Genomic DNA, 24,323 nt, shown 5'->3' on the forward strand with positions numbered 1-24,323 from the left:
GCCTCCGGGAGTCCTCCGACGCACGGGTGAGGGGCTGAGCCCAGCGGATGATCCTCGCGGACCCGGTCGACGGCCCCGCGGTACCCTGTCCCCCATGGCCGTCCTCCCCATCCGCATCGCCGGCGACCCCGTCCTGCACTCCCCCGCCGCCCCCGTCACCGAGTTCGACGATGCGCTGCGCACCCTCGTCGCCGACATGTTCGAGACGATGGACACCGCCCCCGGAGTCGGCCTCGCCGGCCCGCAGGTCGGCGTCCCGCTGCGCCTGTTCGTCTACGACTACGCCGACGACGACGGCACCCCCCGCCGCGGCGTCGCGATCAACCCCGAGCTGTTCGTCACGCCGACCCCGCTCGGCGAGGCGGACGAGGACACGGAGTCGGAGGGGTGCCTCTCCTTCCCCGGCGAGCGCTTCCCGCTCCGCCGCTCCGAGCGCGCGATCCTCCGCGCGGTCGACCTCGAGCAGGAGCCGTTCGAGATCGTCGCGGACGGCTGGTTCGCCCGCGTGTTCCAGCACGAGTTCGACCACCTCGACGGCGTGCTCTACATCGACCGCCTCGAGCACGACTACCACAAGCCGGTCGCGAAGATCACCCGGAAGCGCGGCTGGGGCGGCCCCGGCGTCTCGTGGCTGCCCGGCGTGGAGCACCTCGAGGACTGACTCAGGCCAGGTCGACCCCGTGCACGCCGTTGTGGTGGCGGATCGCGGGGAACGAGGCGGTGACGCTCCGGCCGACGCCGGGCGTCCGCTTCTCGGTCACGTCACCGCCGAAGAGGGCGGCCCGCTCGCGCAGCTCGGCGAGCGCGGGGCTGTCGATGCGCTCGGTGAGCGAGCGCAGGTCCGCCTCGAGAGCGCTGGCGTCCTGCTCCGCCGCGCCGTGCTGCTCGCGGTCGTCGTCGACCTCCACCCGGAGGCCGGTGGTCGTCCATCGGGAGCTGATGCGGACCTCGGTCCCCGCGCCGCCGGTCTCCAGCGCCGAGTCGAAGGCGTACTCGAGCACCCGGAGCACGGCCACCTCGGCGCCGTCCTGCAGCGGGAACGGCTCGCCGAACGACTCCTCGCGGACGCTCAGGCCTCGCTCGCGGGCGCCCTCGATCAGGGGGACGGAGCCGCCGGTGCGCGGCAGCTCCCCCGGATCGACGGAGGCGACGGTCGCGATGCGGCGCAGCTGCGCCAGCGAGGCCTCGGCCGCCCGCACGGCCCGCTGCGCCGACCGCGCGGCTGCGGCGGGGTCGCGGTCGATCGTGAGCCGGACGCTCTCGGCCTCCTCGACGACGTGCGCGGCGCTGCGGACCGCGAGCTGCTCGAGCTCGCCGACGATGCGGAGCCTCGCCTCCTGCTCGCCGACCGCCAGCTCGAGGCGGACGACGCGCGCCGCCTCCTCCGCACGGCTCTCGGCGGCACGGCGCTCGGCGCCGGCGGCGCGGCGCCACAGCACGACGACCGCGACCAGGGCGATCAGGGCGAGGACGAGGACGACTTCGAGCACGACGGCCTCCGGGGGGACGGGACGGGTTCGGCACAGGAGCGCCGGAGAGAGATCGTACCCGCGCCGCGGACAGCGGACCTGAGGCCGCGGAGGGGGTTGCGGAGCCGTACTCAGCCGTCGGAGCGCACGGAGCGGGTGACGGTGAAGCGGCGGTCGCGCGCCACCACCGTGGTCGGCCCGACCGCGCGGCGCAGCTCGGCCGGATGCGCGAGGTGGGAGTTGAAGACCGTCCACAGCACGCCTCCGGGGCGCAGCACGCGGCCGGCCGCGCGCAGCATGCGCCGGGCGACGAGGTCGGTGACGGCTCCGTCGGAGTGGAACGGCGGATTGCAGAGCACGACGTCGACGGAGGACGCCTCCAGCGTCGAGGCGTTGTCGTCGCGGAGGACAGTGACGGCCAGCCCGTTGGCCGCCGCGGTCGCCCGGGCGGACTCGACCGCGGCACGCGAGGTGTCCGTCGCGGTCACGGCGAGGTCGGGGCGGGCCCGGGCCACCACGGCGGCGAGGACGCCGGTTCCGCAGCCGAGGTCGAGTGCGGTGCCCGCGGGAAGGGAGTCGACATCGAGGGCGGCGAGGAGGGCGCGGGTGCCGAGGTCCAGTCGCGCCCCGGCGAAGGCTCCCGGCAGCGCGACGACCTCGAGGTCGAGCTCGTCCAGACGGCGCCGCTCGGGCCCGGGCGCGGGCGGCTGGTCGGGGAGCGCGCCGCTCGCGAGCAGGGCGCGCGACTTCTGCCGGGCGAGGGAGACGTCGATCCGCTCGTAGCGCACGGCGAGCACGTCGTTCATCGTGCGGGTCATGTGCTTGATGCGGCCGGCGCCGATCAGGGTCGCCGCCGGGTTCGCGAGTGCGGTCCCGGCCGCGACGGCGGCCAGGGCGTCGAGCGAGCGCGGCAGGCGCAGGAGCACCGCGTCGGCGTCGCGGACGGCCTCCGCGACGGAGTCGACGATCTCGATCGGCGCGAGGTCGACGCCCGACCCGCGCACCGTCTCGAGGTTCTGCGCGAGAGCGCGCTCGGCGGTGATCGAGTCCTGCACGACCCGCACGGCACGGCCGTCGGCGGCGAGGCCGAGGCTCAGCGCCCCGTAGGCGTCCCCGATCACGGCGACGCGGCCGCGATCGGCGGCGAGGTCGAGCAGCAGGCGGTCACTGGCGTCGATGGCGACGAGATCCGGCGCCTCGACGTCGGGGCGGCGGCGCAGGAGAGCGAGCACATCCTCGCGCATCGCGCCTCCGATCGCCGGTCCGAGCGGGTGGGCCCTCGAGGGCGACCGCTCGCGGGCACGAAAAAAGGGCCCGAGAGTGGAGTCCCGGACCCTTCGCTCCCCGACTTGGACTCGAACCAAGAACCTACCGGTTAACAGCCGATTGCTCTGCCAATTGAGCTATCGAGGATCATCCGACCACCCGGAGGCGATCAGCGCGGTACTACTTTAGCAAACTCTCCGCGAACGCAAAATCGGGCGCGCACTCAGTAGCCGGAGCCCGGGTCGACGCGGCCGACGAACGGCCCGCCGGCGGCACAGGCGGCCACGTTGGCGCGCACGCGCTCGGCCAGGAGCGGCGCGGTGATCTCGGGAGTGTCCGCGCTGTGGGGCGTGATCAGGCACCGGGGCTCGCTCCAGAGCGGATGCCCGTCCGGCAGCGGCTCGGGGTCCGTCACGTCGAGCGCGGCGCCCGCGAGACGGCCGTGGGCGAGGGCCGCGACGAGCGCGTCCGTGTCCACGAGGCTCCCCCGGGCGACGTTGACGAGCACGGCGTGGGCGGGGAGCCGCGCGAGCAGACCCGCGTCGACCATCCGCTCCGTGCCCGCGGTGGCGGCGGCGGCCAGGACCAGCACGTCGGCGTCCGCCGCGGCCTCGGCGAGCCGCGACGCCGGCAGGGTGCGGGCGGCGCCCTCCACCGGCTCGTCTCCGCGGCGGACGATCGTCACCCGGCAGTCGAAGACGGCGAGCAGCCGCAGGAGCTCGCGAGCGATCCCTCCTGCTCCGACGATCACCACGGAGGCGCGGTGCAGCGTGACCGCCTTCTTCGGCCCCCACGACGCGGCGCGCGCCCGCTCCGGCAGCGAGCGCAGGAGGGCGAGCACCAGCGCGAGCGCGTGCTCCGCCACCGGCTCCGCGTAGGCGCCCTTGGCGCTGGTCCAGACGACGTCCGCGCGGGACGCGGCGAGCACCGGCGCGAAGACGTCGACGCCGGCCCAGGGCAGCTGCACCCAGCGGATCGACGGGTGCTTCTCCAGCACAGCGGCCAGCTCGTCCGTGCGGCCGTAGGACAGCCAGAGCAGCGCGTCCGGACTCCCGTCGAGTCCGACGACCACTCCCCCGCCCGACTCGACCGCCTCGGCGAACACCGGCTTCGGCCGCGGGAGCACCGCGACGCGCGGGACGGTCACTGGTCGGCCGCCTCGACGCGCTGCGCTCGGGAGGCGTCGAAGCGCTCGTACTCGGCGAAGGCCGCTCCGAGCTCGCGCACGTAGGGGTGCCGCGCCTCGATCAGCACGTCCAGCAGCGGCCCGTACGCGACGACCTCGCCGCCGACGAGCACGGCGATCCGGTCGGTCGCCCGGCTCAGCACGTCGATGTCGTGGCTGACCACGACGGCGGCGAAGCCCTCCCGGCGCCGCAGGTCGGCGAGGAGGTCCACGATCGACTCGCGCACCGTCGCGTCGATGCCCGAGGTCGGCTCGTCGGCGATCAGCACCTTCGGCCCGAGCACGAGCGAGCGGGCCACAGCCACGCGCTGGCGCTGGCCGCTGGAGAGCTCGTAGGGGTAGCGGTCGAGCAGGAACAGCGGCAGGTGCACGGAGTCGAGCAGCGTCGCCACCCGCACCGCCGCGGCCTTCGGGTCGTAGTGGCGGTCGCGGAGGAAGATCGGCTCGGCGATCAGCTCCGAGACGGTCAGCTCGGGGCGGAGGGCCGCACCGGCGTCCTGCGCGAGATGCGCGACGTCGACGGTGAAGCGCTTGAGCTCGCGGGCGGGGAGCGAGCGGAGGCGGTGCCCCGCGACCGTCGCGTCCCCTCCGATGATCACCGGACGCGTGCGGCCGCCGTCGTGCCCCAGGCCGTCGCCGCCGAGCACGCGCGCGAGCGTGGACTTGCCCGAGCCGCTGCCGCCGAGGATCCCGAGCACCTCCCCCGGCTCCACGCGGAGGCTCACTCCCCGCAGTGCCGTCCACCGTCGGCTGATGCCGCGCGGCGGGTACTCGACGCTGAGGTCGTCGACGACGATGGGGGCCTGATCCTCGGCGGTCCGGCTCACGCCCGGCGCTCCGCCTCGACGATGCTGCGCAGGAGCTCGCGCCTCGAGGCCTGCTCGACCGGGTCGGGCACGGGCAGGGAGGCGAGCAGGCGCTGCGTGTAGGGGTGCTTCGGCGCAGCGAGCACCTCGGCCCCCGTCCCCTCCTCGACCAGCTCGCCGCGGTAGAGCACCGCGATGCGGTCGGCGAGCAGGTCGACCACGGCGAGGTCGTGGCTGATGAACAGGGAGGCGAAGCCGAACTCGCGCTGCAGCTCGGCGAACAGCTCGAGCACGCGGGCCTGCACCGACACGTCGAGCGCCGAGGTGGGCTCGTCGGCGATCAGCAGCTTCGGCTCGAGGGCGAGGGCCCGGGCGAGGCTGGCGCGCTGGCGCTGGCCGCCGGAGAGCTCGTGCGGGTAGCGGTCACCGTAGGAGCGGGGCAGCTGCACCGCCTCCAGGAGCTCGTCGACGCGCGAGCGCGCCCCGGCGGCGTCGCCGGCCCGTCCGTGCACGATCAGCGGCTCGGCGACGCACTCCGCGATGGTGAGCAGCGGGTTGAAGCTCGACGCCGGGTCCTGGAACACGAAGCCGATGTCGCCGCGGACCGGCCGGAAGGCTCGCTCGCGGATGCCGCGCATCTCCTTGCCGAGGACCTTCAGCGACCCGCCGGTCACCGGCGTCAGGCCCGCGATGGCGCGCCCGATGGTGGTCTTGCCCGAGCCGCTCTCGCCGACGAGGCCGAGCACCTCGCCCGCGCGGATGCGCAGCGAGACGCCGTCGACCGCGACGAAGCCGGGACGGCCGAGCCGGCCGGGGTACTGGATCCGCAGGCCCTCGGCGGCGACGAGCGTCTCGGCCTCGGGGGCCTCGGCGCGCTCGACGGCGCGGACGCGGGCGCGCTCGACGCCCTGGCCCACGTGCGGGACGGCGGCGAGGAGCTTCCTCGTGTACTCGGCCTTCGGCGCCGAGAACAGCTCGGAGACCGTCGCCTCCTCGACCAGTTCGCCCTGGTACATCACGGCGACGCGGTCGGCCAGATCGGCGACGACGCCCATGTTGTGGGTGATCAGCACGATCGAGGTGCCGAACTCGTCGCGGCACCGGCGGAGCAGGTCGAGGATCTCGGCCTGCACGGTCACGTCGAGCGCGGTGGTCGGCTCGTCCGCGACGATCAGACCGGGATCCAGGACCAGCGCCATCGCGATGACGACGCGCTGCTTCTGGCCGCCCGAGAACTGGTGCGGGTAGTAGTCGACCCGCTTCTCCGGCTCCGGGATGCCGACGGTGCGGAGGACGTCGATCGCGCGCTTGCGCGCCTCCTTCTTCGAGACGGAGCCGTGAGCGCGAAGTCCCTCCGCGATCTGCCAGCCCACCGTGAAGACCGGGTTGAGGGCGGTGCCCGGCTCCTGGAAGACCATGGCGACGTCGGTGCCGCGCAGCTCCCGGAGGCGGGCCTTCGGCACGGAGACGACGTCGGTCGCCGCGCTGCCGTCCTTCTTCGAGAGCAGGACCACTCCGGAGGCGGTGGCCGTCTCGGGCAGGAGGCCGAGGATGGTCTTCGCGGTCACGGTCTTGCCGCTGCCGGACTCGCCGACGATCGCCAGGACCTCGCCGCGCTCGACGCGCAGGCTCACCCCGGCGACGGCGCGGACGGCGCCGCGGTCGCTCGCGAAGGCGACCTCGAGGTCGGTGATGTCCACGATCGGACGCGCTGAGGCGTCCCGGACGATGCGCTGGTCGCTCATCGCGTCTCCTCCACTCCAGCGACGGGGTCGTGCCCCGGCGTCTCCAGGCCGTCGGCGGCGAGGACGCCGCCCGGCACGACGGACGTCGCGGCGACGTCGCCGGCACCGGCGGCCACCGCGCGCCGACCGCGCAGGCGCGGGTCGGCGAGGTCGTTCAGGCTCTCGCCCACGAGGGTGATGCCCAGCACCACGAGCACGATCGCCAGGCCCGGGAAGACCGAGGTCCACCAGATGCCGCTCGTGACGTCCGACAGCGCCTTGTTGAGGTCGTAGCCCCACTCCGCGGCCGACGTCGGCTCGATGCCGAAGCCGAGGAAGCCCAGGCCCGCGAGGGTCAGGATCGCCTCGGAGGAGTTCAGCGTGAAGATCAGCGGCAGCGTGCGCGTCGCGTTCCGCAGGACGTGGCGGAACATGATCCGCGGCGTCGACGCTCCGATGACCTTCGCCGACTCGACGAAGGCGTCCCCCTTGATCCGCACGGTCTCGGCCCGGATCACGCGGAAGTACTGCGGGATGTAGACCACGGTGATCGAGACCGCCGCGGCGAAGATGCCGGCCCAGAGGTTCGACTGCCCGCCGGAGATGACGATCGACATCACGATCGCCAGCAGCAGGGTCGGGAACGCGTAGATCGCGTCGCAGATCACGACGAGCACGCGGTCGAGCCAGCCGCCGAGGTAGCCGGAGACGAGGCCGAGGAAGACGCCGAGGAAGATCGACAGGACCACGGCGACGACGATCACGAGGAACGCGGTCTGCGCTCCCCAGATCACTCGCGAGAGGACGTCGTAGCCGCCGACGGTGGTGCCGAGCAGGTGCTCCGCGCTCGGCGGCTCCTGCGCGCCGAACGACTCGCCGCCCGAGCGCAGCTGCGAGTAGCCGTAGGGCGCGATCAGGGGCGCGAACAGGGCCACCAGCAGGAACGCGCCGGTGATGATCAGGCCGGTGACGAGCATCCCCCGCTGGAGGCCGACGCTCTGCCGGAGCTGGTGGACGACCGGCAGGCGGTCGACGAGGCGGCGGCGCGGACGCGCCGGGGAGGTGGTGCTCATGCTCAGTACCTCACTCGCGGGTCGATGAGCGCCGCGATGACGTCGACGATGAAGTTGGTCAGCGCCACGATGACGGCGAGCAGGGCGACGATGCCCTGCACGGCCACGAAGTCGCGGGCCTGGAGGTACTCGGCGAGCTGGAAGCCGAGGCCCTTCCACTCGAAGGTGGTCTCGGTGAGGACGGCGCCGCCGAGCAGCAGGGCGATCTGCAGGCCGATCACGGTGATGATCGGGATGAGCGCCGGCCGGTAGGCGTGGGTGCGGACGAGCCGGAACTCGCTGACGCCGCGCGAGCGCGCCGCGTCCACGTAATCGGTGCCGAGCGTGCCGATCACGTTGGTGCGCACCAGGCGCAGGAAGATGCCCGCGGTGAGCAGGCCCAGCGCGACGGCGGGGAGCACCGCGTGAGAGAGCACGTCCGAGATCGCGGCCGGGTCGCCGGTCTGGATCGCGTCGATCAGGTAGATGCCGGTCTTGTTCTCGAGGAACTGGAGCGAGAGCTCGGTTCTCGTCGAGGCGCGCCCGGCGACGGGGAACCACTTCAGCCAGACGGAGAACACCAGCTTCAGCAGCAGGCCCGCGAAGAACACCGGGGTCGCGTAGCAGAGGATCGCGAAGATGCGCAGCACCGCGTCGGGCGTGCGGTCGCGGTGGTAGGCGGCGAGCATCCCGAGCGGGATGCCGACCAGGAACGCCACGATCAGGGCGTAGAAGGCGAGCTCGACCGTCGCAGCGCCGTAGGTGAGGAGCACCTCGGTGACGGGGCGGTTGTCGCTCAGGGTGGTGCCGAAGTCGCCGGTCAGCAGCTTGCCGAGGTACTCGAGGTACTGCACGATCAGCGGCCGGTCGTAGCCGGCGGCGGCTACGCGCTCGGCGAGCTGGTCCGCGGTCAGGCGGCCGCCGAGGGCCGCCGTGATGGGGTCGCCCGTGGAGCGCATGAGGAGGAACACCAGCGTCACGAGGATGAAGACGGTGGGGATGATGAGCAGGAAGCGGACGAGCAGGTAGCGCCCGAGTCCGCCCCCGGAGCCGCGCGGTCGCCGGGTGGGCGCCGTCGCCGCAGCCGTCGTGGCTGTCGTCACGTGATGCCTTTCGTGGAGAACGGCCGGCGCCTCCTGTCGGGGAGGCGCCGGCCGCGAGGGGGTGGATCAGCCCTTGCTGAGTGCCGCGTAGCGGAACTTGAACGAGGCGTCGAGGGTGTCCTCGGCTCCGCTCACGGTGCTGCCGACGACCGCGACCTGCGAGCCCTGCAGGTAGGGGACGGTCGAGAGCTGCGCCGCGACCTTCTCCTGGATCTGCTCGATCAGCGCGGTGCGCGCGTCGGCGTCGGTGGTCGAGACCTGCTGTGCGATCAGGCTCTGCACCTCGGCGTCGTCGAAGTGGTTCGCGAGGAAGTTCTCCTTGATGAAGAACGGCGAGAGGTAGTTGTCGGCGTCGGAGTAGTCGGGGAACCAGCCGAGCTGGTACGCCGGGTAGACGTCGCTCGAGCGGTCCTTCGAGTACTGCACCCACTCCGTGGTCTGCAGGTTCACGGTGAAGAGGCCGGTCGACTCCAGCTGGTCCTTGATCAGCGCGTACTCGTCGCCCGAGGACGGACCGTAGTGGTCGTTCGAGTACTGCAGGTTCAGGGTGACCGGAGCGGTGACGCCGGCGGCCTCGAGGGTCGCCTTCGCCTTGTCGGCGTCGGGCGCGCCGTTGCCGTCGCCGTAGAGCGACTTGAGCGGCTCGACCGCGCCGGTCAGGCCGGCGGGGACGTAGGAGTAGAGGGGGGTGTAGGTGCCCTTGTAGACCTGGTCGGCGATCTCGTCGCGGTCGATCAGGTCGGCGACGGCCTGGCGCACGGCAAGGGCCTTGGCGCTGTCGGCCTCACCGGTCGTCGCGCCGAAGGGCTGGGTGTCGAAGTTGAAGACGATGTAGCGGATCTCGCCGCCGGGGCCGTCCACGACCTTGACCGTGTCGTTGCCGCGGAGGTCGTCGATGTCCGTCGCCGAGAGGCTGCGGAACGCGACGTCGATGTTCCCCTCCTGGATGTCCAGCTTGAGGTTGGACGAGTCCGCGTAGTACTTGACGTTGACGGTGTCCGTCTTCGCCTCGCCGAGAACGCCCTGGTAGTCCGGGTACGCCTTGTACTGGATGAGGTTGTTCACGTCGTAGTTCGCGATCGTGTACTGGCCGGCGAAGGCGTCGCCCGAGACGATGTCGGCGTCCGCGGTCAGCTCGTCGGCCGAGAAGACCTCCTCGTCCACGATCGGGCCGGCGGGGCTCGAGAGGATCTGCGGGAAGGTCTGGTCGTTCTCGGACTTCAGCGTGAAGACCACGGTCGTGTCGTCCGGAGCCGCGACGCTGTCGAGGTTCGCCAGGAGCGAGGACGGGCCGTTCTCGGCCGCGATGCCGACCTGGCGGTCGAAGGAGAACTTCACGTCGGAGGAGGTGAGGTCGTGGCCGTTGGCCCACTTCAGTCCCTCCTTCAGCTTCACGGTGTACTCCGTGGGAGCGGTGAACTCCGCCGACTCGGCGATGTCGGGCTCGACGTCCGGGCTGCCGTAGGGGGTGTTCATCAGGAACGGGAACACCTGGTTCATCACGGCGAACGAGCCGTTGTCGTAGGAGCCCGCGGGGTCGAGCGTCGTGATCTTGTCGGTGGTGCCGATGGTCAGGGCCCCTCCGGCGCTGCCGCCGGACGAGTCGTTCCCGCCGGCGGCGCAGCCCGTCAGCACGAGCGCGACCGCGGCGAAGCCTGCGGCGGCGGCCAGTGCACGGGTGCCGCGAGTGGATGCGGAATTCATCTCCGTCTGCCTCTTCCTGTCAAGGATGGGATGCGGGCGCGCTCCGGGCGCGCGGACTCTCGGCACACAGATCTCCTGTGGGCTGTGGCGTCACGACACTGGACGCCCGCATTGCTGTTCCTCATAGGTAACACAGTTGGAAGCGCTCTCCGAACCGGCACAGGCGTGCGGCCGATTTCTTCACACGACCGCAACACACTCACTCCGAGCGCAGCGCCCGCTTCTCGCGCTCGAGCTCGACCAGTCGCACCTGCACCGCGCGCGCCATCACCGGATCGGCGGACGCGCGCTGGAGCGCCCCGCGCAGCTCGGCGATCTCGCGGAGCAGGTCGCGCTCGATGAGCGAGATCGCCACGTCGCGGGAGTAGCGGGCGAGCCCCTCCTCATCGGCGGCCGGGATCGGCGCCACCGCGAGCTGGCGCACCAGCGAGGCGAAGGGACCGGGGACGTCGTCGGCGACGTGCTCGACCCAGTCGCGGTCCTCCGCCCGCTCGAGGTTCGCGACCACGGCGTCGCGGACCACGCGGAGGGTCTCGTTGGTGACCGCCGCGTGCGCCGCCCGGGCCAGGAGCTCCGGACCCATCGCCTGGGGCAGCTGGAGCATCGCCATCAGCGCCTCGCGCTCGATGCGCGTGACGACGTCGACGGGGAGGTCGGCGATGCGCGCGCCGAGGGGCGCCTCGGCCGCGGGTGATCCGCCGCCGCTCCGGCCGCCCTGCTGGTCGCGGCCGTCGGGTCCGGAGGAGCGGGGCCGGGATCCGGCGGAGCGCACGGCGGAGTTGACCTCGGCCATGTCCAGGCCGAGCATCCGGGCGAGCTCGCGGGAGTAGCCGGGCCGCAGCGCCGGGTCGCGGATCTCGGCGACGACCGGGGCGGCCGCGCGCAGGGCCGCGATCCGGCCCTCGACCGTCTCGAGGTCGTAGCGGTCCAGCAGCTGCCGGATAACGAACTCGAACATCGGCTTCTTGTCGTCGATGAGGCGGCGGACGGCGTCGTCTCCGCGGTTCAGGCGGAGGTCGCAGGGGTCCAGGCCCTCGGGCGCGACGGCGACGAAGGTCTGCGCGGCGAAGCGGTGCTCCTCCTGGAACGCGCGCATCGCCGCCTTCTGGCCCGCCGCGTCGGGGTCGAAGGTGAAGACGACCTCGCCGACGCCGCTGTCGTCGCCCAGCACCCGGCGCAGCACCTTGATGTGGTCGACGCCGAAGGAGGTGCCGCAGGTGGCGACCGCGGTGGTGACGCCGGCGAGGTGGCAGGCCATGACGTCCGTGTAGCCCTCGACGACGACCACCCGGTGCCCGCGGGAGATGTCCCGCTTGGCGAGGTCGAGCCCGTAGAGCACCTGGGACTTGTGGTAGACGGGCGTCTCGGGGGTGTTGAGGTACTTGGGGCCCTTGTCCTCCTCGAGGAGGCGGCGGGCGCCGAAGCCGACGGTCTGGCCGGTCACGTCGCGGATCGGCCAGACGAGGCGGCCGCGGAAGCGGTCGTAGACGCCGCCGCGGTTGTTGCTGCTGACCAGGCCGGCCGTGGTCAGCTCCTCCTCCGAGAAGCCGCGGCGCTTGAGCGCGGTCGTGAGCCCGTCCCAGCCGTCGGGTGCGAAGCCGACGCCGAAGCGGTCGGCGGCGGCGCGGTCGAAGCCCCGCTCGCCGAGGAAGCGCCGACCGACGTCGGCGCCCGGGGTCGCGAGCTGCTCGCGGAAGTACTCCTCCGCGGCGTCGTTCGCGGCGAGGAGGCGCGCTCGCCCGCCGGTCTCGGGCGCGCGGCCGTCGCCGTCCTCGTACTGCAGCGGGAAGCCGATCCGCCCGGCGAGGCGCTCGACGGTCTCGCTGAACGAGCTGTGGTCCATCTTCATGATGAAGCTGTAGACGTCGCCCGACTCCTGGCAGCCGAAGCAGTGGTAGAAGCCGGCCTGCGGGCGGACGTGGAAGCTGGGGCTGCGCTCGTCGTGGAAGGGGCAGAGGCCCTTCAGCGAGCCGATGCCGGCCGACTTCAGCGTGACGTAATCGCCGATCACGTCGCCGATGTTCACCCGCGCCTTGACCTCCTCGACATCTGACTGTCGGATCCGAGGCATGGGGTCCATCGTATCGGCCGCCGGAGCCGCCGAGCCGGGGTGGGGAGAACTGCACCAGGGCGGCGCGGATCACCCCGGAGACCTGTGATCGGCCCCGCACCCCGAGATCAGGGTCATCCCTGATCCGCACCCGCCCGCCGTCTCCGAGAATCGACCCATGCCCCCTGCCGCCTCCCGCCCGCCTCTCCTGCGTGCTCTGCTCGTCGCCCTGCTCGGCGGTCTCGTCCTGGGCGGGCTCACCAGCCTGCTGCAGGGCTCCCTCCCGCCGTCGGTGAGCTCGTTCGCCAACTCCTCCGGGGGCTGGTCCATGCTCGTGTTCGCGCTCGTGCGCCTCGGCGGCGCCCGACCGGCGGCGGCGGCCGTGCTCGGCCTGCTGAGCTTCTGGGCGCTGCTCGAGGGCTACGACCTGGTGACCGCGGCGCGCGGCTTCGGCTACTCGCCTCCCTTCACGGACGTCTTCTGGCTGCTCGCCGTCCCTGCCGGGCCGATCCTGGGCGCCGCCGCCGCACTCACCCTCCACGGCTCGAGGACGTGGCGCGTCCTGGCTGTCGCGCCGCTCTCGGGCGTGCTGATCGGCGAGGGCGTCTGGGCGCTGGGCGCGGTCGCCGACACCACGAGTCCGGTGTACTGGTGGCTCCAGATCGTCCTGGGCGCGGGCTTCCTCGTCCTGGCCGTCGTGCGGAGGAGGCCGCGCGCACTCGTCTCGCTCGCGGCGCTCGGCGTCACCGCGGCGGCCGCCGTCGCCTTCTTCGTCGTCTACTCCGCGCTGTGAAGCGTTCGAGAGGGTCGTCGCGGACCCTCCGCGCGCTCGCGGGTTCCGCCCTCCTTCTGGCCCTCGCCGGGTGCACCACCACCGCGGACGCCCCGGTCGCGCCGCCGTCGTCCGCCTCCGTGCCGTCGTCGGCGTCCTCCGCCACCCCTCCTCCGATCGACGTCTCCGCCGAGCTGGCCGCGCTCGAGAACGAGTTCGACGCCCGGATCGGCGTCAGCGCCGTCGACACCGGCTCGGGTCGCCGGGTCGATCACCGGGCCGACGAGCGCTTCGGCTTCGCCTCGAGCCTCAAAGCCCTCGCCGCGGCGGAGTTCCTGCGCACCGTCCCCGCCGCCGAGCGGGACGAGGTGGTCACCTGGACCGTGGCCGACGTCGAGGCGGCGGGCTACTCCCCCGTCACGGAGGAGAGCACCGCCACCGGCCTGCCGCTGTCGCAGCTCGCCGAGGCGGCCGTCCGCCGGAGCGACAGCACAGCGCTGAATCTCGTCCTCCGGCGCCTCGGCGGACCCTCCGCCCTCGACCGTGGACTCGAGGCTCTCGGCGACACCACCACCGAGGTGGTGAACGAGGAGCCCGCTCTGAACACGATCGAGCCCGGCAGCATCGACGACACCACCACCCCGGCCGCGTTCACGGCGGACCTCGCCGCGGTCGCCATAGGTGACGTGCTGTCCGCGGAGGACCGGGCGCTCCTGCTCGACTGGATGAGCGGCAACGCGACCGGCGACACTCTCGTCCGGGCGGGCGCTCCGGCCGGCTGGAGCGTCGCGGACAAGTCCGGGGGCGCCGGCGGGATCCGCAACGACGTCGCCGTGGTGACGCCTCCCGGGCGGGACGCGGTCGTGCTGTCGATCCTCTCGTCGCGCAACGACCCCGAGGCGGACTACGACGACGCGCTGGTCGCCCGAGCCGCAGCCGTCGTGCTGGGAGCCCTGCGGTAGCGTCCGCCCGGCGTCAGCAGTGCCGGTTCACGTAGCCCGGTGCGCCACGGGGAACGACGTCGCGGTCGCGGAGGGTGACCGAGATGCTCCGGCCCTGCGCGGCGCAGGCCTCGGAGTAGGCGGACCGGCCGTTGTCGGTGTACTCGATCTCGTAGACCTGGCGCCCGTAGACGTCCGTGTACGCCGCGCACTCGTCGTAGACCTGGCACTCCTCGACGACGGCGAAGTCGAAGCCGACCGTCCTCTTCCCGGCAGCGGCGAGATCGGCTCCGTTCTTCTGGCCGATCGCCAGGCCGGAGCGGTGAGCGCGCGCCGTCAGGAGGGTGGCGAACGCCAGCGCCTGCGACTTCGTCAGCCTCCCGCCCGAGCGGGTGTAGCTGTCCAGATTATCGGCCTCGACGGCGTCGAAGCCGTCCTCGGCGCAGCCGTCGATCCAGGCGCCGACGATCGCGAGCAGAGCGGTCCGCTTCGCGGCGGTCGAGACGTCGAAGAGGTACTCGTCCGGCCAGCCCGGATCGGCGAGGGGCTTCCCGTCCGCTCGCCTCACCAGGAGCTCGGGGTGCCGCTTCGCGAAGGCGGCGCTCTCGCCGGGCTGGGTCTGGAAGGCGTTCACGTAGCAGATGCTGTAGCGGCCGGCGGCGGGCGCGTCCGTGCGGTCGCGGTCGACGATGGTGACGCTCGACGCCGGAGCGTAGGCGCCTCCCAGCTGGTAGTCGAGGACGCCGTTCGCGGGAGGGAGCAGCGGTGCCGCCGAGGCCGCGGCGGGCTGGACCAGCAGCAGCCCCGCGACGACCAGGGCGAGGAGGCCGAGACGCGGCCGACGCAGTCTCATCCGGGAGCTCCCGGCGTGCGCCCTGCGGCTCGCACGCCCGTGGCCGCCGGCAGCGCGCCGAGTGCGAGCTCGCCGATGACCGCGATGCGGTCCGCCGGTGCTCCGTCGCGGGCCTGCGTCGACATCCCGCTGAGCACGGCGACGACGAAGGCGGCGACGGATCCGGCGTCCGTCTCCGGCGGCACGTCGCCCTCCTCGATCCCGCGCTCGACTCGTGCGGCGACGAGCGCCTCCATCTCACGGCGACGGGCCTCGAGCCGCGGCTCGCTCAGCACGAAGCAGCCGGCAGGAGTGCCGGGCGCGGAGTACCCCTCCGCACTGACGCGGACGACAGCGGCGACGGCCTCGCGCGCCGTCGGCCGGTGCGAGTACAGCATCGGCTTGCTCATCCCCGACCGTGCCGCGATGCGGTCGACCCGCGCTCCCGCCAGCCCGTGCGCCGCGAACTCCTCCGTCGCCGCCTCGAGGATCCGCTGCCGTGTCCGCTCCGCTCCCACGCCCTCACCGTACCCGCCGCCCCGCGCCCCTCCGCGCCCTCCGAGCCGACCGGCCGACCCGCATGCCGGCGCATCGCCTCAGACGGACGCACCCGGCTCCCTGGAACCCACCACCCCGACAAGCCGACCGCGGTGACGCCTGGCGGTGACCGGCGTGCCCCGGCACCGCCGAACGGCCGGTCCGCGTGCCAGCGGATCGCCCTAGGCGGACGCACCCCGCATTACGAAACGCACCACCCCGACAAGCCGACCGCGGTGACGCCTGGCGGTGACCGGCGTGCACCGGCACCGCCGAACGGCCGATCCGCGTGCCAGCGGATAGCCCTAGGCGGACGCACCCCGCTCCCTGGAACGCACCACCCCGCGAAGCCGACCGCGCCACGCCGGGCAGGGACCGGCGTGGAATCGAGCACCGCCGACCGCGCCGAGCCGGGCAGAGACCGGCGTGCCACCGGCACCGCCGAACGGCCGATCCGCGTGCCAGCGGATCGCCCTAGGCGGACGCACCCCGCTCCACGAACGCACCACCCCGAGAAGCCGACCGCGGTGACGCCGGGCAGGGACCGGCGGCACAGCTGAGCCGGGCGCCGCCCGGCTCAGCGCATCAGCACAGCCTCTCGAACCAGGCGAGGGCGCTCTGGTCGGTGAGGTTGGCGACCTGGTCGACGACGACGCGGCGGCGGGCGTCGTCGTCGGGGGCGGCGTGCCAGTCCTCGGCGAAGCCGGGCTCGAGGGTTCCCGGGCCGCGGTCGAGGAGGGTGTCGGCGAGGCGGGTGAGGACTTCGCGCTGCTGGGCGTAGATGGGCTGGCGGGTGTTCCGCGACATCACGAACGTCGCGACGATCCCCTTGAGCACGGCGATCTCGGCCTGCTGCTCGCGGGGGACGACGACGTGGCCGCCGAAGCGGACGAGGTCGGGGTGCTGGTACGCCTCGCGGGTGGCCTCGGTGGCGGCGGCGGCGAAGCGGCCGATGAGCTGGCTGGTGAGGTTCTTGAGCCGGGCCTGGTCGCGGCGGGAGCCGTCCCAGGAGGAGACCCACACGTCGAGCGAGTCGAGACGGTCGAAGGCGGCGACGAGCTCGTCGTGTCCGACCTCCCCGCCGACCCAGGAGTGCATCGACTGCACGAGGTCCTCGTGGTCGGCGCGGGAGCCGAGTGCTTCGACGTCGATGTAGCCGGAGACCACCGCGTCCTCGAAGTCGTGCACGGAGTAGGCGATGTCGTCCGAGAGGTCCATCACCTCGGCCTCGATGCAGCGCACCCCCTCGGGGGCGCCCTCGCGCATCCAGGCGAACGCGGGGGCGTCGTCGGCGTAGAAGCCGAACTTGGCGCGCCCCGACGGGTCGGCGACCGAGCGCGTGTCGGGCCAGGGGTACTTGCAGCTCGCGTCGATGCTGGCGCGGGTGAGGTTCAGCCCGTAGGGGCGGGCGTCGTCGCCGAACACCTTCGGCTCGAGCCGCGTGAGCAGCCGGAAGGTCTGCGCGTTGCCCTCGAAGCCGCCGATCCCCTCGGCCCAGGTGTTGAGCGCGCGCTCGCCGTTGTGCCCGAACGGCGGATGCCCGATGTCGTGCGCGAGGCAGGCCGTGTCGACGACGTCGGGGTCGAGGTCGAGGCTCGTGGCGAGCTCCCGGCCGATCTGCGCCACCTCGAGCGAGTGGGTCAGGCGGTTGCGCGCGAAGTCGACGCCCGCCGTGGGGCTGAGCACCTGGGTCTTCGCGGCCAGGCGGCGGAGCGCGCTGGAGTGGAAGAGCCGGGCGCGGTCGCGGGCGAAGTCGGAGCGGCGGGTCGAGTGGTCCTCCGGCAGGAATCGCTCGGTGTCGACGAGCGAGTACCCCCAGAGCGCGCGGTCATCCACCGCTGTTGTGGATCTCGGCGGCCGAGACCGCGTCGCGCTGCCCGGCGTCGAGCTCGCGGGACTCGAGCCAGCGGTCCGGGAGGGAGGGGACCTTCGGCGAGCCGGCGCGGCCCCGCTGCCCCTCGGCCGCCTCGCCCGGATAGGGCTGCGTCCAGTCGAGCGTCGCCAGGAGCTCGTCGAGCTGCGCGAGCGACTCGACGGTGGCCAGGCGAGCGCGGAGGTCGCCGCCGACGGCGTAGCCCTTGAAGTACCAGGCGACGTGCTTGCGGATGTCGCGGCAGCCGCGCTCCTCGCTCTCGAAGAAGTCGACGAGCAGCTCCGCGTGGCGGCGGAACGCCTCAGCGACCTGTCCGAGCGAAGGGCGGAACCGCTCGTCGGAGCCGGCGAACGCGGCGGCGAGGTCGCCGAAGAGCCAGGGGCGCCCGAGGCAGCCGCGACCGACGACGACTCCGTCGCAGCCCGTCTCGGCCATCATCCGCAGCGCGTCCTCGGCCGACCAGATGTCGCCGTTGCCCAGCACGGGCACGCTCGTGACCGTCGCCTTGAGCGTGGCGATCGCCGACCAGTCGGCGTGCCCGCTGTAGAACTCGGAGGCGGTGCGCGCGTGCAGCGCGATCGACGCGACCCCGGCGCCCTCGGCGGCACGGGCGGCCTCGAGGTAGGTGAGGTGGTCCGGGTCGATGCCCTTGCGCATCTTGACGGTGAGCGGGACGTCGCCGGCGGCCTTCACGGCGCCCTCGACGATCTGCCGGAACAGCGGGAGCTTCCACGGCAGGGCCGCTCCCCCGCCCTTCCGGGTGACCTTGGGCACGGGGCAGCCGAAGTTGAGGTCGATGTGGTCGGCCCGGTCCTCGGCGACGAGCATGGTGACCGCCTCGGCGACGGTGACCGGGTCCACTCCGTAGAGCTGGATCGAGCGCACCGACTCGCTGGGGTGGTGGCGGATGAGGCGCATCGACTCCGGCGTGCGCTCGACGAGCGCGCGGGAGGTGATCATCTCGCTCACGTAGAGGCCGTTGCCGAACTCGCGGCAGAGGCGGCGGAACGCCGTGTTGGTGATGCCCGCCATGGGGGCGAGCACCACCGGCGCGTCGAGTTCGAGGGGGCCGATCCGGAGCGCCGGCGCGGTGCGCGCGGGCGGGGCGGCCGTGAGAGTGGAGGACATCGGTATCGATTCTCCCAGATCCTGTGTTGGGGAAGGCGGAGTGACGAGCGGAGAGGTGGAGAAGATGAACGGGAGCACACCTGTGGAGGACGGTTCGCAGCGGCTGGAGGCGGACGCGTCCGCCCGCGGCCTTGCGGTCGAGATCGTGGAGAGGCCCGCTGCCGGCAGCCTGCACGAGGCGGCCGCGCTGCTGGGCATCGAGCCCGGCGACATCGTGAAGTCGCTCGTAGTGAAGCGCCACGACGGCGGCTACCTGTTCGCCCTCGTCCCCGGCGGGCGGCAGATCGCGTGGCCGAAGCTGCGCGCGGTGGTCGGAGTGAACAAGCTCCGCCTCCCGGACGAGACGGCCGCCCTCGAGGCGACCGGCTACCGGCGCGGCACCATCACCCCGATCGGCTCCACGACGGCCTGGCCGGTCTACGCCGACGAGCGGATCCTCGGCCGCCGCGTGGCGATGGGAGCCGGCGCCGACGGGCGCAGCGCCTTCGTCGACGCGGACGCCCTCGTGGCCGCCTACGGCGCGACCGTGGCCGACATCACCGTGGAGGAGCCTCCGCGCTGATCGGCGGCACCTCGGCCTGCGCTTCCGCGGCCTGAGGCACGGCGCAGACGCCGTCCTCGCACAGCGGCCCGCCGGAGTCGCCGAGCATCTCGAACGGCCCGCTCACGCGACGGCCGCCCGCTGCTCCAGCACGTGCTCGAGGACCTCGGTGAACGCCGCCGGCTCCTGGGCGCCGGAGACGCCGAAGCGCCCGTCGAGGACGAAGAACGGCACCCCCGAGATCCCGTACTCGCGGGCCTGGGCGATGTCGGACTGCACCCGCCCGAGGTAGCGCCGGTCCTCGAGAGCGCGGCGCGTCTCCGCCGGGTCGAGCCCGACCTCGCCGGCGAGCGAGGCGAGCACCTCCGGATCGGCCAGATCGCGGCCCTCGACGAAGTACGCGCTCAGGAGACGCTCGACGAGCTCGAGCTGCAGTCCGTTCTCCTTGGCGTGGTGGAGCGCCTGGTGGGCGGTGACCGTCTTGACGTGGCGCACCGACTCGAAGTGGTAGTCGAGGCCGACGCCCGCCGCGATCGCCGTGACGGAGTCGAGCATCTGCTGCGCCTGCGCCTCCGGGATCCCCTTGTGCTCGGCGAGGAACGCCGCCTCTCCCCCGCGGTAGTCCTCCGGCGTGTCCGGCGAGAGCTCGAAGCTGCGGTACTCCACGACGACCTCCGGAGCCTCGGGGTGCGCGGCGCGGAAGGCCTCGAGACCGCGCTCGAACCGGCGCTTCCCGATGTAGCACCAGGGGCAGGCGATGTCGGACCAGACGTCGACGGACAGGGGGCTCGGCTCAGCACTCACCCCCAGGACAACGGAGGGGGCGCCCCGCTATTCCCGCAGCACGCGGACGAGCTCGACCACGTCGGACTCGTCGTTCCAGAGGTGGAAGGCGATGCGGAGCCGGCCGCCGCGGCCCGAGACGCGCAGACCCGCGGCCTGCAGCAGCTCCAGGTCCGCTCCCCCCTCGTCCGGCCAGGACACGAGCGCCCGGTGCTGAGGCTCCCGGTCCAGCCGCTCGCACAGCAGGTCGCCGAGGCCGGAGGCGTGCGCCCAGACCGCGTCGAGGTCGAGCGAGCGGAACAGAGCGAGCGACGCCTCGGCGCCGGCGAACGCCTGCCAGGCCGGCGAGACGTCGAAGCGGCGGGCGTTCTCGGCCAGGTGCATGGCCGGTCCGTAGCAGGACGACCACACGTCCTCCCCCGAGTACCAGCCCGCCTGCACGGGGACGAGCTCGGCCGCGTAGGCGGGCGAGACGGTGAGGAACGCCACTCCGCGCGGCGAGCACAGCCACTTGTAGGCGTGGGTGAGGGTCGCGTCGAAGCGGGAGGCGTCGACCGGCAGGACGCCGGCCGCCTGCGTGAGGTCGCACGCGGTTCGCACTCCGTGGCGCGCGGCCGCCTCGAGGACGGCGTCGAGATCGGCGAGCGCTCCGCTGCTGGACTGCACGGCGGAGAAGACGACGAGGTCGTCCCCGTCCTCGACGGAGTCGGCCAGCGCCTCGAGCGCGACGGGGCGCACGGTCACTCCGCGGTGCGCCTGGGCGAGGAAGGGGAACACGATGGAGGAGAAGTCGCCGTCCACGCAGAGCACGCGGGCCCCGTCGGGCAGCGAGGCGGCGAGCACGGCAGCCATGGCGGAGGTCTGCGCGCCGATCGCGACACGGTCGACCGGGACGCCGGCGATCGCGGCGAACGAGGCACGCGCGCGCTCGGCGACAGCGCCGTAGGCGGCGGCCGTGCTCTCCCCGGACGACCAGCCGTCGAGGTCCGCCCGCAGCGCCTCGACGGTCTCCCGCGGCGGCAGGCCGAGGGTGCAGGCGTTGTGGTAGCCGCGGGCACCGGCGAAGCGCGCGCGCAGGTCGGCGGAGTTCGGCAGTGCGGTGCTCACCTCTCGAGGATGACGCTCGGGAGCCGGATCGCCAAGACCGGGGAGCGACCGGGCGCGTCGGCGGCGGGCCCGGTCAGCGGGCGGCGAGAGCGTGCGCCTGCTCGAGCACGGCGACGACCTCGCGGGCCTCGCGCACGTCGACCGGCGAGGGAGCGCCCTCCTGGAGCGACCGCGCGACCTGCTCGAGGAACGCGGCGTAGCGTCCCCGCTCGCTCGGCACGGGATGCGCGCCGGAGTCGTCGACGAGGACGCCCCATCCCTCAGGCGCGACCTCGCCGAAGCCGTCGTCGTCCGGTCGGGCGCCGCCGGTGCGGAGCGCGGTCTCCTGCGGATCGAGACCGTCGACGCTGAAGGCGGCGCGGGTGCCGAGCACGCGGAAGCGGGGGCCTGTCGCCCGGGCGACGCGGCTCATGGTGAGGTGGGAGCGGACGCCGCTGTGATGCAGGAGCGAGACGAACGCATCGTCCTCGCTCGCCGAGCCCTCGTGGATGGTCCGGGTCTCGGCCGCCGTGACGACCGCCGGGCCGAACAGCAGCAGCGCCTGGTCGACCAGGTGGCTGCCGAGATCGAAGAGGATCCCGCCGCCCGCGGCCGAGCCCGTCTCGCTCTGCCACCGGCCCGTCTTCGGCGCGCTCCAGCGCTCGAAGGTCGACTCGAAGCGGAGGACCTCGCCGAGGACGCCTTCGACCAGGAGGCGGCGGAGCGTGAGCAGATCGGCGTCCCAGCGCCGGTTCTGGAAGACGAAGACGGGCGCACCGCTCCGCTCGGAGGCGGCGATGATCGCGTCCGCGTCGGCCGTGCTCGGTGCGAAGGGCTTGTCGATCACGACGGCGACACCGGCCTCGAGCACCCGGACGGCCTGCTCCCGGTGCACCGACGGCGGCGAGGCGAGCACGACCAGCTCCGGCCGCTCGGCGAGCACCGCGTCGAGGTCGGGCACGATCCGGGCCTCCGGATGCGCGGCGGAGGCCGCGGCCCTCCGACCGGCGTCGCGGGTGGAGACGGCGACGACCTCGAACGCCGGGTCGGCCGCGAGGAACGGACCGTGGAAGACGCTGCCGGCGAGCCCGAAGCCGACGATCCCGGCCCGGATCACGAGGAGGCCCCCGGCACGTCGACCGCGCCGCCGAAGCGGCGGGAGCGGCCGGAGTAGTGCTCGATCGCGTCCCAGAGGTCGGTCCGCGTGAAGTCCGGCCAGAGCCGGTCGAGGAACACCATCTCGGCGTAGGCGCTCTGCCAGAGCAGGAAGTTGCTGGTGCGCTGCTCGCCGGAGGAGCGCACGAAGAGGTCGACGTCCGGCATCTCGGGCACGTAGAGCGCCCGGGCGATCGTCTTCTCGGAGATGCCGGAGGGCTTGAGCCGCCCCGCCTGGACCTCGGCGGCGAGCCGCTGCACCGCGTCGGCGATCTCGGTGCGCCCGCCGTAGTTGACGCACATGGTGAGGGTGAGCACGTCGTTGTCCGCGGTCATCCGCTCGGCGAACTGCAGCTCGTTGATCACCGACGCCCACAGGCGCGGCTTCCGGCCGGCCCAGCGGATGCGCACGCCCCACTCGTTGAGCTGATCGCGGCGGCGGTGCAGCACGTCGCGGTTGAAGCCCATCAGGAAGCGCACCTCCTCGGGCGAGCGCTTCCAGTTCTCGGTCGAGAACGCGTAGACGCTGAGGTGCTTCACGCCGATCTGGATCGCTCCGGCCACGACGTCCAGCAGCGCCGTCTCGCCGCGCTTGTGCCCCTCGATCCGCGTCAGGCCGCGGGAGTTCGCCCAGCGGCCGTTGCCGTCCATCACGATGGCGACGTGCCCCGGAACGGCCTTCCGCGGGATCGCGGGCGGATGGATCCCGGTCCAGTCGAGGGGGCGGTACGGCTCGGCGTCCTCGTGGGTGAAGGGCTTCATCGGGTGACGTGCTCCAGGGATCTCAGACCGCGTTCGAGGTGGAACTGCGTGTAGGCGGCGACCACTCCGCTCGCCCGCGACCGCGTGGTCGGCTCGGTGGTCTCGGCGTGGGCCCAGTCTCCCGTGAGCAGCGCACCCAGCAGGACCACGACCTCCGGAGCGACCCGCGGTGCTCCGGGCGGCGTGCAGTCGGCGCAGACGACGCCTCCGAGCTGCACCACGACCGCGCCGTGGGGCCCGGGGGCGCCGCAGCGCGCGCAGTCCTCGAAGCTGGGCGCCCAGCCCGCGATCGAGAGCGCCCGCAGGAGGTAGGAGTCGAGCGTCAGCACCGGCTCGTGCTCGTGCTTCGAGAGCGATCGCAGGGCCCCGACGAGCAGCAGGTACTGCTGCAGGGAGGCGTCCGCGTCGGTGAGGCGGTCCGCCGTCTCGACCATCGCGCTCGCGGCCGTGTAGCTGTCGTAGTCGGCGGCGATCAGCGCACCGTAGGCGCCGAGCGACTCGGCCTGCGTGACGATGTCGAGGCTCCGGCCCTCGTAGAGCTGGAGGTCGGCGACCATGAACGGCTCGAGCCGCGAGCCGAACTTGGAGCCGGTCTTGCGCACGCCCTTCGCCACCGCGCGGATCTTGCCGTGGCTGCGCGAGAGCAGCGTCACGATGCGGTCGGCCTCGCCCAGCTTGTGCGTGCGGAGCACCACGGCTTCGTCGCGATAGGTGGGCATCCACCGATTATCCCCCCGACCCCCGACACCCGGCTGGCAGCCCGGCCGGAGCAGGGCCCGCACCGTGGAACGATGTCCGGGTGGCAGCCTCCCTCTTCGAGATCCCGGCCTGGGCCGACCTGCTCGCGATCGCCATCGGCTGCCTCCAGGGCGCGATGTTCGCGGGCGAGTTCCGCGACCGCCGGATCGACCTGCTCGGCGTCACGATCATCGGCACGGCCACCGGCCTCGGCGGCGGCGTGCTCCGCGATCTGCTGCTCCAGACGCCCCTGGTGGCCCTGCACACCGACGCGTACCTGATCGTCGCGGTGACCGCCTCCCTGCTCGGGATGCTGCTCCAGCACCTGCTGAACCGGGTCGACGGGACGATCACCGCCCTCGACGCGCTGACCCTCGGGCTCTTCGGCGCGATCGGCACCACGAAGGCCCTGTCGCTCGGCGTGCCGGAGGTGCCGGCCGTGTTCGTCGGCACCGTCTCGGCCGTCGGCGGATCCGTCGTCCGCGACATCCTGCTGAACCGGCCGATCGCGCTGATGCACGTCGGCTCGCTCTACGCGGTCGCCGCCTCGGTGGGCACGGGCGTCCTGGTCCTCGCGCTGCGCTTCGGAGTGACGATCGACTTCGCCGCGCCGCTCGCGGTGGGCGTGACCACGGTCATCCGCCTGCTCGCGGTCCGCTACGGCTGGAGCCTGCCCGAGCAGCGCGCGCTCAGCGGGGTGCCGCGCCTGCGCTGGCGCCGCCGGACCTAGCGGCGGCCGACCCGGACGCAGGGAGCGGAGTCCCGCGCGGTCCGCGCACGGGAACGCCGGGGGAGGCGCGACGCGTCACGGCTCC

General features: G+C 73.1%; 23 protein-coding genes and 1 tRNA gene. 5 read left to right on the forward strand and 19 right to left on the reverse strand.

The genetic code is table 11. The features are described 5' to 3' along the window. Positions 1 to 94 precede the first annotated feature (94 nt). Entirely contained in the window at positions 95 to 661 is a 567-nt protein-coding gene (gene def / locus C5C46_RS10655; RefSeq protein ID WP_104223450.1) for a peptide deformylase, read from the forward strand. Position 662: 1 nt separating this feature from the next. Here the strand turns inward: def and C5C46_RS10660 are convergent, their stop codons facing one another. The 10 genes from C5C46_RS10660 to dnaG all read right to left on the reverse strand — a co-directional run bounded on the left by C5C46_RS10660 (position 663) and on the right by dnaG (position 12,381). Further along, on the reverse strand, positions 663 to 1,490 hold the full coding sequence (locus tag C5C46_RS10660) for a hypothetical protein (RefSeq protein ID WP_104226682.1): 828 nt from the start codon (positions 1,488 to 1,490) through the stop codon (positions 663 to 665). Positions 1,491 to 1,600: 110 nt separating this feature from the next. After that, the gene (locus tag C5C46_RS10665) at positions 1,601 to 2,713 is read right to left on the reverse strand and encodes a class I SAM-dependent methyltransferase (protein WP_104226683.1); all 1,113 of its coding nucleotides are present in this window, start codon (positions 2,711 to 2,713) and stop codon (positions 1,601 to 1,603) included. Between the two features lie 96 nt (positions 2,714 to 2,809). Next, positions 2,810 to 2,882 (reverse strand) — tRNA-Asn (locus C5C46_RS10670). 76 nt (positions 2,883 to 2,958) lie between these two features. Next, a complete protein-coding gene (locus C5C46_RS10675; protein ID WP_258059441.1) occupies positions 2,959 to 3,882 on the reverse strand; it encodes an NAD(P)-dependent oxidoreductase in 924 nt (307 codons plus the stop codon). After that, positions 3,879 to 4,748, reverse strand: a complete 870-nt coding sequence (locus tag C5C46_RS10680; protein ID WP_167305248.1) for an ATP-binding cassette domain-containing protein — start codon at positions 4,746 to 4,748, stop codon at positions 3,879 to 3,881. The genes C5C46_RS10675 and C5C46_RS10680 overlap by 4 nt, the downstream gene beginning before the upstream one ends. Then, positions 4,745 to 6,472, reverse strand: a complete 1,728-nt coding sequence (locus tag C5C46_RS10685) for an ABC transporter ATP-binding protein (RefSeq protein ID WP_104226684.1) — start codon at positions 6,470 to 6,472, stop codon at positions 4,745 to 4,747. The genes C5C46_RS10680 and C5C46_RS10685 overlap by 4 nt, the downstream gene beginning before the upstream one ends. Continuing rightward, complete coding sequence (locus tag C5C46_RS10690) at positions 6,469 to 7,524, reverse strand: ABC transporter permease (RefSeq protein WP_104226685.1); 1,056 nt, start codon at positions 7,522 to 7,524, stop codon at positions 6,469 to 6,471. The genes C5C46_RS10685 and C5C46_RS10690 overlap by 4 nt, the downstream gene beginning before the upstream one ends. Before the next feature lie 2 nt (positions 7,525 to 7,526). Then, positions 7,527 to 8,606, reverse strand: a complete 1,080-nt coding sequence (locus C5C46_RS10695) for an ABC transporter permease (protein WP_104226686.1) — start codon at positions 8,604 to 8,606, stop codon at positions 7,527 to 7,529. 66 nt (positions 8,607 to 8,672) lie between these two features. Continuing rightward, positions 8,673 to 10,310, reverse strand: a complete 1,638-nt coding sequence (locus C5C46_RS10700) for an ABC transporter substrate-binding protein (RefSeq protein ID WP_104223443.1) — start codon at positions 10,308 to 10,310, stop codon at positions 8,673 to 8,675. Positions 10,311 to 10,509: 199 nt separating this feature from the next. Beyond that, positions 10,510 to 12,381, reverse strand: a complete 1,872-nt coding sequence (dnaG, locus tag C5C46_RS10705) for a DNA primase (RefSeq protein ID WP_104226687.1) — start codon at positions 12,379 to 12,381, stop codon at positions 10,510 to 10,512. 157 nt (positions 12,382 to 12,538) lie between these two features. Between dnaG and C5C46_RS10710 the strand changes: the two genes are divergently transcribed. Together C5C46_RS10710 and bla are read left to right on the forward strand one after the other, a co-directional pair. Then, complete coding sequence (locus tag C5C46_RS10710) at positions 12,539 to 13,153, forward strand: DUF6518 family protein (RefSeq protein WP_181065679.1); 615 nt, start codon at positions 12,539 to 12,541, stop codon at positions 13,151 to 13,153. Beyond that, positions 13,150 to 14,094 carry a class A beta-lactamase gene (gene bla, locus C5C46_RS10715; RefSeq protein WP_104226688.1) on the forward strand — a complete coding sequence of 315 codons (945 nt, stop codon included), beginning with the start codon at positions 13,150 to 13,152 and terminating at the stop codon, positions 14,092 to 14,094. The genes C5C46_RS10710 and bla overlap by 4 nt, the downstream gene beginning before the upstream one ends. Before the next feature lie 13 nt (positions 14,095 to 14,107). On the opposite strand, the gene C5C46_RS10720 is transcribed toward bla, so the two are convergent. From C5C46_RS10720 to dusB, 4 genes are all read right to left on the reverse strand, one after another. After that, complete coding sequence (locus C5C46_RS10720) at positions 14,108 to 14,926, reverse strand: endo alpha-1,4 polygalactosaminidase (RefSeq protein WP_104226689.1); 819 nt, start codon at positions 14,924 to 14,926, stop codon at positions 14,108 to 14,110. Next, a complete protein-coding gene (locus C5C46_RS17265; RefSeq protein ID WP_104226690.1) occupies positions 14,923 to 15,423 on the reverse strand; it encodes a TetR family transcriptional regulator in 501 nt (166 codons plus the stop codon). The genes C5C46_RS10720 and C5C46_RS17265 overlap by 4 nt, the downstream gene beginning before the upstream one ends. A 604-nt stretch (positions 15,424 to 16,027) precedes the next feature. Further along, on the reverse strand, positions 16,028 to 17,278 hold the full coding sequence (locus C5C46_RS10730; protein ID WP_104223438.1) for a deoxyguanosinetriphosphate triphosphohydrolase: 1,251 nt from the start codon (positions 17,276 to 17,278) through the stop codon (positions 16,028 to 16,030). Beyond that, positions 17,271 to 18,443 (reverse strand): tRNA dihydrouridine synthase DusB, encoded by a 1,173-nt coding sequence (dusB, locus tag C5C46_RS10735; protein WP_104226691.1) that lies wholly within the window; start codon positions 18,441 to 18,443, stop codon positions 17,271 to 17,273. The genes C5C46_RS10730 and dusB overlap by 8 nt, the downstream gene beginning before the upstream one ends. A gap of 64 nt (positions 18,444 to 18,507) precedes the next feature. Here dusB and C5C46_RS10740 point away from each other — a divergent pair, with 64 nt between their 5' ends. After that, positions 18,508 to 19,005, forward strand: a complete 498-nt coding sequence (locus C5C46_RS10740) for an aminoacyl-tRNA deacylase (protein ID WP_104223436.1) — start codon at positions 18,508 to 18,510, stop codon at positions 19,003 to 19,005. Between the two features lie 102 nt (positions 19,006 to 19,107). Here the strand turns inward: C5C46_RS10740 and C5C46_RS10745 are convergent, their stop codons facing one another. From C5C46_RS10745 to recO, 5 genes are all read right to left on the reverse strand, one after another. Next, positions 19,108 to 19,788 (reverse strand): DsbA family protein, encoded by a 681-nt coding sequence (locus C5C46_RS10745; RefSeq protein WP_104226692.1) that lies wholly within the window; start codon positions 19,786 to 19,788, stop codon positions 19,108 to 19,110. Positions 19,789 to 19,815: 27 nt separating this feature from the next. Further along, positions 19,816 to 20,874, reverse strand: a complete 1,059-nt coding sequence (locus C5C46_RS10750) for an aminotransferase class V-fold PLP-dependent enzyme (protein ID WP_104226693.1) — start codon at positions 20,872 to 20,874, stop codon at positions 19,816 to 19,818. Positions 20,875 to 20,947: 73 nt separating this feature from the next. Beyond that, on the reverse strand, positions 20,948 to 21,970 hold the full coding sequence (locus tag C5C46_RS10755) for a Gfo/Idh/MocA family oxidoreductase (RefSeq protein WP_104226694.1): 1,023 nt from the start codon (positions 21,968 to 21,970) through the stop codon (positions 20,948 to 20,950). Further along, positions 21,967 to 22,770: an isoprenyl transferase gene (locus tag C5C46_RS10760; protein ID WP_104226695.1), complete on the reverse strand. Its 804-nt coding sequence runs from the start codon at positions 22,768 to 22,770 to the stop codon at positions 21,967 to 21,969. The genes C5C46_RS10755 and C5C46_RS10760 overlap by 4 nt, the downstream gene beginning before the upstream one ends. Further along, positions 22,767 to 23,489, reverse strand: a complete 723-nt coding sequence (recO, locus tag C5C46_RS10765; RefSeq protein ID WP_104223431.1) for a DNA repair protein RecO — start codon at positions 23,487 to 23,489, stop codon at positions 22,767 to 22,769. The genes C5C46_RS10760 and recO overlap by 4 nt, the downstream gene beginning before the upstream one ends. 80 nt (positions 23,490 to 23,569) lie before the next feature. Between recO and C5C46_RS10770 the strand changes: the two genes are divergently transcribed. Then, the gene (locus tag C5C46_RS10770; RefSeq protein WP_104223430.1) at positions 23,570 to 24,238 is read left to right on the forward strand and encodes a trimeric intracellular cation channel family protein; all 669 of its coding nucleotides are present in this window, start codon (positions 23,570 to 23,572) and stop codon (positions 24,236 to 24,238) included. Positions 24,239 to 24,323: the final 85 nt, after the last annotated feature.

Source organism: Rathayibacter sp. AY1E6 (assembly GCF_002931115.1).
Taxonomy (GTDB): domain Bacteria; phylum Actinomycetota; class Actinomycetes; order Actinomycetales; family Microbacteriaceae; genus Rathayibacter.

Excerpts from the sequence above, each read along its gene's own strand:
- C5C46_RS10690 (WP_104226685.1), bottom strand. The coding sequence starts at position 7,524 with ATGAGCACCACCTCCCCGGCGCGTCCGCGCCGCCGCCTCGTCGACCGC.
- dnaG (WP_104226687.1), bottom strand. The coding sequence starts at position 12,381 with ATGCCTCGGATCCGACAGTCAGATGTCGAGGAGGTCAAGGCGCGGGTG.
- C5C46_RS10740 (WP_104223436.1), top strand. The coding sequence starts at position 18,508 with ATGAACGGGAGCACACCTGTGGAGGACGGTTCGCAGCGGCTGGAGGCG.
- C5C46_RS10700 (WP_104223443.1), bottom strand. The coding sequence starts at position 10,310 with ATGAATTCCGCATCCACTCGCGGCACCCGTGCACTGGCCGCCGCCGCA.
- C5C46_RS10710 (WP_181065679.1), top strand. The coding sequence starts at position 12,539 with ATGCCCCCTGCCGCCTCCCGCCCGCCTCTCCTGCGTGCTCTGCTCGTC.
- C5C46_RS10760 (WP_104226695.1), bottom strand. The coding sequence starts at position 22,770 with ATGAAGCCCTTCACCCACGAGGACGCCGAGCCGTACCGCCCCCTCGAC.
- def (WP_104223450.1), top strand. The coding sequence starts at position 95 with ATGGCCGTCCTCCCCATCCGCATCGCCGGCGACCCCGTCCTGCACTCC.
- C5C46_RS10665 (WP_104226683.1), bottom strand. The coding sequence starts at position 2,713 with ATGCGCGAGGATGTGCTCGCTCTCCTGCGCCGCCGCCCCGACGTCGAG.
- C5C46_RS10685 (WP_104226684.1), bottom strand. The coding sequence starts at position 6,472 with ATGAGCGACCAGCGCATCGTCCGGGACGCCTCAGCGCGTCCGATCGTG.
- C5C46_RS10720 (WP_104226689.1), bottom strand. The coding sequence starts at position 14,926 with ATGAGACTGCGTCGGCCGCGTCTCGGCCTCCTCGCCCTGGTCGTCGCG.
- recO (WP_104223431.1), bottom strand. The coding sequence starts at position 23,489 with ATGCCCACCTATCGCGACGAAGCCGTGGTGCTCCGCACGCACAAGCTG.
- dusB (WP_104226691.1), bottom strand. The coding sequence starts at position 18,443 with ATGTCCTCCACTCTCACGGCCGCCCCGCCCGCGCGCACCGCGCCGGCG.